The 6,913-nt window shown below is 37.8% G+C and carries 7 protein-coding genes and 1 pseudogene; 1 reads left to right on the plus strand and 7 read right to left on the minus strand.

Going from position 1 to position 6,913, the window contains the following annotated elements; genetic code table 11:
- Positions 1-21: 21 nt before the first annotated feature.
- From FTU83_RS13235 to FTU83_RS13255, 5 genes are all read right to left on the minus strand, one after another.
- Positions 22-450: a hypothetical protein gene (locus tag FTU83_RS13235; RefSeq protein WP_180041477.1), complete on the minus strand. Its 429-nt coding sequence runs from the start codon at positions 448-450 to the stop codon at positions 22-24.
- Positions 447-1,799: a phosphatase PAP2/dual specificity phosphatase family protein gene (locus FTU83_RS13240; RefSeq protein ID WP_180041478.1), complete on the minus strand. Its 1,353-nt coding sequence runs from the start codon at positions 1,797-1,799 to the stop codon at positions 447-449. Before FTU83_RS13240 ends, FTU83_RS13235 begins: the two co-directional genes overlap by 4 nt.
- Before the next feature lie 18 nt (positions 1,800-1,817).
- Positions 1,818-3,572: a bifunctional alpha/beta hydrolase/class I SAM-dependent methyltransferase gene (locus tag FTU83_RS13245; protein WP_180106833.1), complete on the minus strand. Its 1,755-nt coding sequence runs from the start codon at positions 3,570-3,572 to the stop codon at positions 1,818-1,820.
- A gap of 47 nt (positions 3,573-3,619) precedes the next feature.
- The gene (locus FTU83_RS13250) at positions 3,620-4,255 is read right to left on the minus strand and encodes a CDP-alcohol phosphatidyltransferase family protein (RefSeq protein ID WP_168378667.1); all 636 of its coding nucleotides are present in this window, start codon (positions 4,253-4,255) and stop codon (positions 3,620-3,622) included.
- Positions 4,256-4,345: 90 nt separating this feature from the next.
- Complete coding sequence (locus tag FTU83_RS13255) at positions 4,346-5,239, minus strand: acyl-CoA thioesterase II (RefSeq protein WP_180106831.1); 894 nt, start codon at positions 5,237-5,239, stop codon at positions 4,346-4,348.
- Between the two features lie 154 nt (positions 5,240-5,393).
- Between FTU83_RS13255 and ybaK the strand changes: the two genes are divergently transcribed.
- Complete coding sequence (gene ybaK / locus FTU83_RS13260; protein WP_180003791.1) at positions 5,394-5,861, plus strand: Cys-tRNA(Pro) deacylase; 468 nt, start codon at positions 5,394-5,396, stop codon at positions 5,859-5,861.
- Positions 5,862-6,205: 344 nt separating this feature from the next.
- Here ybaK and FTU83_RS13265 read toward each other — a convergent pair whose 3' ends face one another.
- Both FTU83_RS13265 and FTU83_RS13270 read right to left on the minus strand, forming a co-directional pair.
- Positions 6,206-6,802: a hypothetical protein gene (locus FTU83_RS13265; RefSeq protein ID WP_180041481.1), complete on the minus strand. Its 597-nt coding sequence runs from the start codon at positions 6,800-6,802 to the stop codon at positions 6,206-6,208.
- Between the two features lie 19 nt (positions 6,803-6,821).
- Positions 6,822-6,913, minus strand: a pseudogene (locus FTU83_RS13270) (IS5/IS1182 family transposase); the annotation flags it as partial.

Below are 6,913 nucleotides of genomic sequence, written 5' to 3' on the forward strand. Positions count from 1 at the left end.
ATGGCTTCAAATTATTGTGAATTATTTATACAGTAAAAATATGCAGATGAATGCGATGTATTGCAAGCAAAGCACAAAGATCTGCCTTTTAAATAAAGCCAGACAACCTAATTCACGCAGCTCCCATGCGCGACCACATTTATTTGCAGGCATTAATTTTAGATTGATTAAACTTAAGTCCAACTCTTTGGTGGTTTGTTCAAGGTTTTGGGTTTGGCTATATTCAGCGACAGTGGCTAAAAGTGCCGAATCAAATTTGATTCTCAGGCTTAAATAATGTTGTATTCCGAGCAAAACTAGACAAATTAATAAATATAGCAAATCGAATAGCATCACATTACCAAACTGGATAATGAGCCAGAGCGTGAGGATCGCTGCCACATAAGCTGAGATGAGCAATCCAGTGGTGGATTGCAACAACTTTGACAGCACCACAAGTTGTAAATTCATGGTGCAAGTCCTTTAAGTTTTAAACGATAAGTATTTAAATGTTTTATTTGCGGTGCTTTAAGCACGACCCACGGACGGTTATGGCGAATAATCCGTAAAACATCTTCGACTGAATATTCAGGATGTTGTTTCAATAATAATGCGGCAACTACAGCACTACTTCGTGAATATCCCAAAGCACAGAAGACCAAGATGTTTTGTGCTTCATCATTGTTATTAGATTTCAAGAATAGTTCTAAAGACTCTACAGCATGATGCAGCTGATTGGCCTGTAAAGGAATTAGGTCTAAACTCAAGTGTTGAGCATAGGAGCACTTTGGATAAGTGGGTAATTCTGCGCAACAATCGAGTAAAGCATCATATTGTTGCATGACCTGTTTGGACGGATAGCGACCTAAATAAATATAACTCTGATTGATTTTGATGATTTTAGAATCTTCAGGATGGCGATAGGTCCAGATTCGGCTATTGATCCAAGCAAATACAAAGTAAGGCGCAAACAATATTTTTGCAGCAATGGTCATATCACCATGACTGAGTTTTTGAAAAAAATGGGGTCGATTGAATAAATATGCAAACGCAACTAAAAGCAGACTGCTTGCAGGATAGAGCAGCCAAAGCCACCAACCTTTTGCATGTGCGATTGCGCCACAAAATAAGGCAGCAAATAGATAAAGGATGCCGATTTTAATGTGCTTTAAGCTTAGCCGACTCTGGCTGTTTTGAGTCCATGGCGTAGGACAGGACATCGGGAATAGCCATAAACATAAGGCACCGACCAATAAACCCGTTGGGATATCTATAAAATGGTGCTGCCAAGTGGTTAGAACTGAGAGACCAATCAAAAAGGACCAACCATCTACCAGATATTTTAGCTTACCTGTGCTATGCCGACGGTAAAAATCCCAAAGAATCACCAGTAGCACAATATGCAGAGAGGGTGCTTGATTAAACGGTTTATCAAAGCCCATCAAGACATCAAACCACAGCCCGAAAAAACCTGTGAGTTCGGGGCGCTCAAAGCTAAAACGTAGCGGGAAAAGTAAAAAGCAGCTGATTGAAATGATTTGTGCTGAAAATAGTCGCAGTACATGTTGTTTTAATTCAAACTTATTCCAACAAAGTAATAAAGATAAACCATAGAACAGATCAATCGACCAATAAGGCACAATACTCCATGGCCAAAGTGGAATATATTTTTCCCATTCAAAGACGATAACAGGTACGGAAGCTAAGCCCGCAGCGTATTGATTGGCAAAACCATAACTTAAGAAGAAAAAAGGTGCCAGAAATGCCAAACACAGTAGGCCGTATTTCCAAGTTCCTTTTTCAGTATCCAGTTTATGCATAAGATTGACCGTCCAAGCTTAAATTTTTTGTGCAACGGAAACGGTGAAAATACCAAACTCATCAATAACTTGATCGATTTTTTTGAAACCAGCTTGCTCAACTAATGTATCCATTTCTGCTTGTGAGCGTAAACGCATCACCCATGCATCTCCTTGGCGATGTGAGGTCAGGGCACGGGCGATAAATTCTTGTTGCGGATGCCAAATTTGACCTGTGTAGATGAGATAACCATCTTTCTCAATGGCTTGACTTAAGCCTGATAAGGACTGTCTAAGTAAATCATTATCACTAAATAATTCGTATAAACCTGATACCACAGCTAAAGTCGGTTTAGGTTCAACACTGGCTAAAGAAGTGGCATCAAAGGCGTCCGCTTCTACAAACTTGGCAATCTGGCTTAAACCTCTTTGCTCAATCATTGCTTGACCCGCTTGTACATTGATCGAGCTATAGTCTCTAAGCAGGATGGATTCAGGCTGCTCAGGCAGTTTTTGTACAGCATCTAAAATATAACGGCCATGACCTGCTGCAATATCCATAATCCGTACTGCGTGTTGTGCATCATTTAACTTAGAAGCATATTTCGTTAATAGCGCTTCAATATTTTGTTTTCTAACGCGAATACCACGCCAACCAATCGCATTTAAATATTGTCGATCGATGATTTTACCGAGAGCATTTTGGCTTTCTGATTGATCTCTGTAGACAAAATCTAAGGTGCTGCCAGAGTCGTATCCTGTATCTTCACCAATTTTTAAACCTTTAGAAAAGAGACTACCAATTTTAAGATTTTGTTTGGTTAAGCTCCAAAATGCATGTTTTAAAGAGTGTTTTGGAAGCGTTGAACTTAAGGTTTCTGCTACAGCACAGCTCGGGCCAATTTTATCGGCATCTAAAAGTTTAAGTGCGGAATAGGGTTGTTTAAAACATTGTTGAATAAAGCGATGGATTTTATCTGTGGCGATTTTGCGATGTTTTTCACCCAAGGTATCATGATAAAAACCATCTAAGATGTGAAATTCCTTCATTGGATGAGGGAGTTTTTGATAAAACGCCAATTGCGGTTTTTGATGCACCACGTAGTCAGATCCCGAACATAAAACCTGTGTAGGAACAAAAATATTTTGTGCATCTTTAACGATTCGATCTGACGCTGCATATAGACCCAGCAGCATCCGGACTGATATGGCCCGAGCGATCTGCGGGTCTGTGTCATAACTTTGCGCACGTGCAGTATCGTGCGTCAACATTTTGGCTTTGACATAACTATTGATAAAAAAGTTGCCGGCGAATTTGTTGAGGAGTGTTAAGCCGGGTTTTGCAAAAGGCACATACAGTTTGATGTCAAATGCAGGCGAGGCAAGGCATAAAGCACGAATTTTAGGGGCATAATCATGCACCCATGTCGCGGCTAAAACAGCGCCAACGCTTTGAGCTACAATTGCTATATTTTCTGATCGAATTTGGTAATTTTGTTCTATATGCTGAACAAAATATTGAATGTCTTGAACGCATGCAGAAAAGCTCGGTGCATCTCCTCGTTCACCAGGAGTATTACCGTGACCTCGCGCATCCCAAGCGAAAAAATCAAAATCAGGCAAATTCAATTCATTGACCAAATGCGCCATTCGTCCCGAATGTTCATGGCCACGATGAAATAAGATCACCGCTTTTTTCTTACGGTTGCTTTTTAAACTGCTATTTTCCCAATGTTGATAAAACAAGGATGTTCCATCATGGCTCGTAAAGGTATGCTGAGTATTGTTATACATTGTGTTGTTCTCAAAATAATGAATCGACTGACGATCTAAACTGAAATTTATTGTGGGTTGATAATGCTATTTTTAATGCGGTTATAAATCGTAATAAATAATAAAAAGATGGTAATAATCAAAATACTATTGCAGATAAGAGACAATGTATTTAAGCCAACATTCAATATAGAAGAGGTCACGATGATGACGCAGATGATGCTAAATACAAAAGCGCGGTCACTTTTTCCCATTGGACCATCGTAACGACGTTCTTGCCCCACTAATGGCGCCATCACACCGGTATATTCGGCAAGTATGGCGAGAAAACAGGTTAAAATAAGTAATTCAGCTTGAATAAAAGCAAAACAAATTAAACTAAAATAGAGTGCTGAGTCGGAAATCACATCACATAATTCATTATAAAAAGCACCGAGTTTGGATTGTTGGTTGAACTCACGTGCCAGCATGCCATCTATGGCATTGAAGCCCATTCGAATAAGCATCCACACGGGGAAAATCAACAGTAAAATGCCAATACCGTTGTGAGAAAAATAGATATAAATAAAAAATGCCACAGCTAGCGAAATGAACATTGCCAGTAGTGTTACTTGATTTGCTGTAATACCAAGATGATGAAGTGATTTAACCAAAGGTCGAAGCAGGTTTTGAAATGCAGGCTTAAGCTGGTAGATCGAAGGCATATTATTGTTATAGCGGTATGATTTGCATGAATTTTATACGATTGATGCTTAACTTAACAAGAATTTGAATGTTAAAGATTGTCACAGGCCTCAAGATTCGCCTGTATAACGCATTAAGTTTTCTTGTGTAGTACTTGCGACTAATTTTCCATCTTGCCACATTTGTCCATGACTAAGCCCACGTGATTGGGAGGTTCGGGTGGTATTCATGTCATAGAAAACCCAATCATCCACCCGAAAGGCATGATGATAATACATCGAATGATCAAGACTAGTTGCGATGAGTTCAGGAGACAGATAATTTAAACCATGTGTTTTGAGCGCCGCAGAATATAAATTATAGTCTGAATAGTATGCTGCAATGGCCTGATGTATATGAAGTTGGTCAAATTGTGCATCCAAGGCATCATGGAGTTTTAAATATTCTGCATATTGATTTTGATTTAAGACAGAAGTTTGACCGGACGGTGGCAAATCTGTCAGCACGTATTCAATTGGTTTAGATATAAGCTGAAAAGGCTGTAAAAATGTGGATAGATATTCAGGTGAAATAGATGATTGGATTTGCGATTTATAGAATTGCTCTTCTTTGAGCATACTTGGTGGAAACTGTGGGATCAGATCTGGTTCAGGTATTTGATACTCCATACCCATTTCGTTATTCATATAGGACAACATCACCATATATATTGGTTTGCCATACTGTATGGCGGTCACTTGTCGAGTGGAAAAACTATGGCTATCACGTAAATTTTCGACTTTAAATAATACGGGATGATTTGCAAGGCCCGCAGAAATAAAGTTGGCATGTAAAGAGTGGAGTGGGAGTGTGCAGGTAAAGGATGCACTGACTATGCTCTGAGCAAGTAATTGCCCACCAAAAATATGGTCACCAAACAGAGGTTTGCTCTGTGCCAAAAAGTAGCCCTGATCTTTGGGCACTACAGATAATAATTGGATGAGGTCTTGAGTCAGCGTTGTCATATTTTTTTGAAATTTTTGCTTTATTTAAATGTATTCAACTCAAACTTATTGCACAAGTCATGTTCATGAAAAATATAAAAGTGTTCGCCGGTCTTTCTAGAATAGGCTTATAATCGAGTTTTCCTAGTTGTCCGAATGGAATGACGAAAAAGCAATGACACCTGCATGTAAACTCTTAAAATCTAATAAAATCGACTTTACAATTCATGAATATGACCATGACCCAGAAGCAAAAAGTTTTGGTTTGGAAGCTGCGGAAAAACTTGGTTTAACCGTCGAAGAAGTCTTTAAAACCTTGATGGTTACGGACGATAAAAATTACTTTGTTGCCGTATTGCCAGTTGAATATCAGCTAAATTTGAAAAAAGTAGCCACAGCATTTGGCTGTAAAAAACTCAAAATGGCTGACCCAAAAGATGCAGAGCGTTTAACCGGATATTTGGTAGGTGGTATTAGTCCAGTTGGACAGAAAAAACGCTTAAAAACTGTGATCGATGCTTCTGCACAGAACTTAGCTAAAATCTATGTGAGTGGTGGTAAGCGTGGTTTGGATATTGGTTTAAAACCCGAAGATTTAGCAAAAGTTTTGGGCGCAAACTTTGCTGATGTGATTGATGATTAAATGTGGTTTTTGACTACTTAAATTTAAGTGAATTTAGAGGGAATACCTTCCACTTCAAAATCTATAAAATAACAAAAGCCGCATTGAGCGGCTTTGTGGTTCGATGACGCATCAAGTGTACGGAAGAGATGCTTAGGAATATAATCACAACTCATCTTCTCTTTTAAGCGAAAATTAAGTTATCTCGGAACAGCCGAAAAATTTTGGTTGATGATAATTACAACTTTTACTATTAGATTTTCAGCTGCTGTTTGGGGTGTTGATTAAATGTTCGATACTTAATTTTCTGCATAATATTTCAGGTACAAGTTTATTAATTATGCATAAAATCACGAGAGATAACTTTATTTTAATTCAACATAACTTTCAGTGTTTACAAGCTTTATTAAGTAGTTTTGTTTTGTATTTAAATTGAGCCCATTCGCATCTTTTAAATTTGATGTATGCAGGGCAATTAGACATTTTTGCGTGCCACAATGGATAACTTTAGCTTTAGCTGGATATGTAATAGTTAGTTTTTTAGCTTCGAGCCAATCAGTAATGAGGGTATCGTCAATGATAATTTGATTATGTTTTGTGCTACTAAATTCATTTTCAGCTGCTTTACGGGCATCTTTACCAATACTAATAACATAAAAAGTAAATGTGAAAAATAAAATATAAAAACCAACTAAATATGCATAGTAAATTCCACCACTTTGAACAATTTTATCAATTTTTTCACTGTGTTCTATGACTTCAAAATTATGAAATTTCTCTGATGAATCAATGGCGTCTTTAGCTGCAGGTTTTATGAGGTTGAGCGTAAATTGTCCAAGAGAAATCCAAAATAAGCCTACAACTGATAAAGGTTTTTGTATTTTGCTATTAATGGCATAGATAAAAATAGTTAGTAAAATTTGCCACAATTTTACTAAGATCCTTTTAGGGTGTGTTGACATTTACAGCCGATAAATTGAGCTAAAGAGGCAACCATATAAATATACAAGCTAAAGCAACAGCGCTTTGATAGTTACGTTTTAGCTTATCGTATCTTGTGGCAATTCCTCTAA

The sequence above is a fragment of the Acinetobacter sp. YH12152 genome (assembly GCF_013418285.1).
GTDB classification, from domain to species: domain Bacteria; phylum Pseudomonadota; class Gammaproteobacteria; order Pseudomonadales; family Moraxellaceae; genus Acinetobacter; species Acinetobacter amyesii.

Excerpts from the sequence above, each read along its gene's own strand:
- FTU83_RS13250 (WP_168378667.1), bottom strand. The coding sequence starts at position 4,255 with ATGCCTTCGATCTACCAGCTTAAGCCTGCATTTCAAAACCTGCTTCGA.
- FTU83_RS13255 (WP_180106831.1), bottom strand. The coding sequence starts at position 5,239 with ATGACAACGCTGACTCAAGACCTCATCCAATTATTATCTGTAGTGCCC.
- FTU83_RS13235 (WP_180041477.1), bottom strand. The coding sequence starts at position 450 with ATGAATTTACAACTTGTGGTGCTGTCAAAGTTGTTGCAATCCACCACT.
- FTU83_RS13240 (WP_180041478.1), bottom strand. The coding sequence starts at position 1,799 with ATGCATAAACTGGATACTGAAAAAGGAACTTGGAAATACGGCCTACTG.
- ybaK (WP_180003791.1), top strand. The coding sequence starts at position 5,394 with ATGACACCTGCATGTAAACTCTTAAAATCTAATAAAATCGACTTTACA.
- FTU83_RS13265 (WP_180041481.1), bottom strand. The coding sequence starts at position 6,802 with ATGTCAACACACCCTAAAAGGATCTTAGTAAAATTGTGGCAAATTTTA.
- FTU83_RS13245 (WP_180106833.1), bottom strand. The coding sequence starts at position 3,572 with ATGTATAACAATACTCAGCATACCTTTACGAGCCATGATGGAACATCC.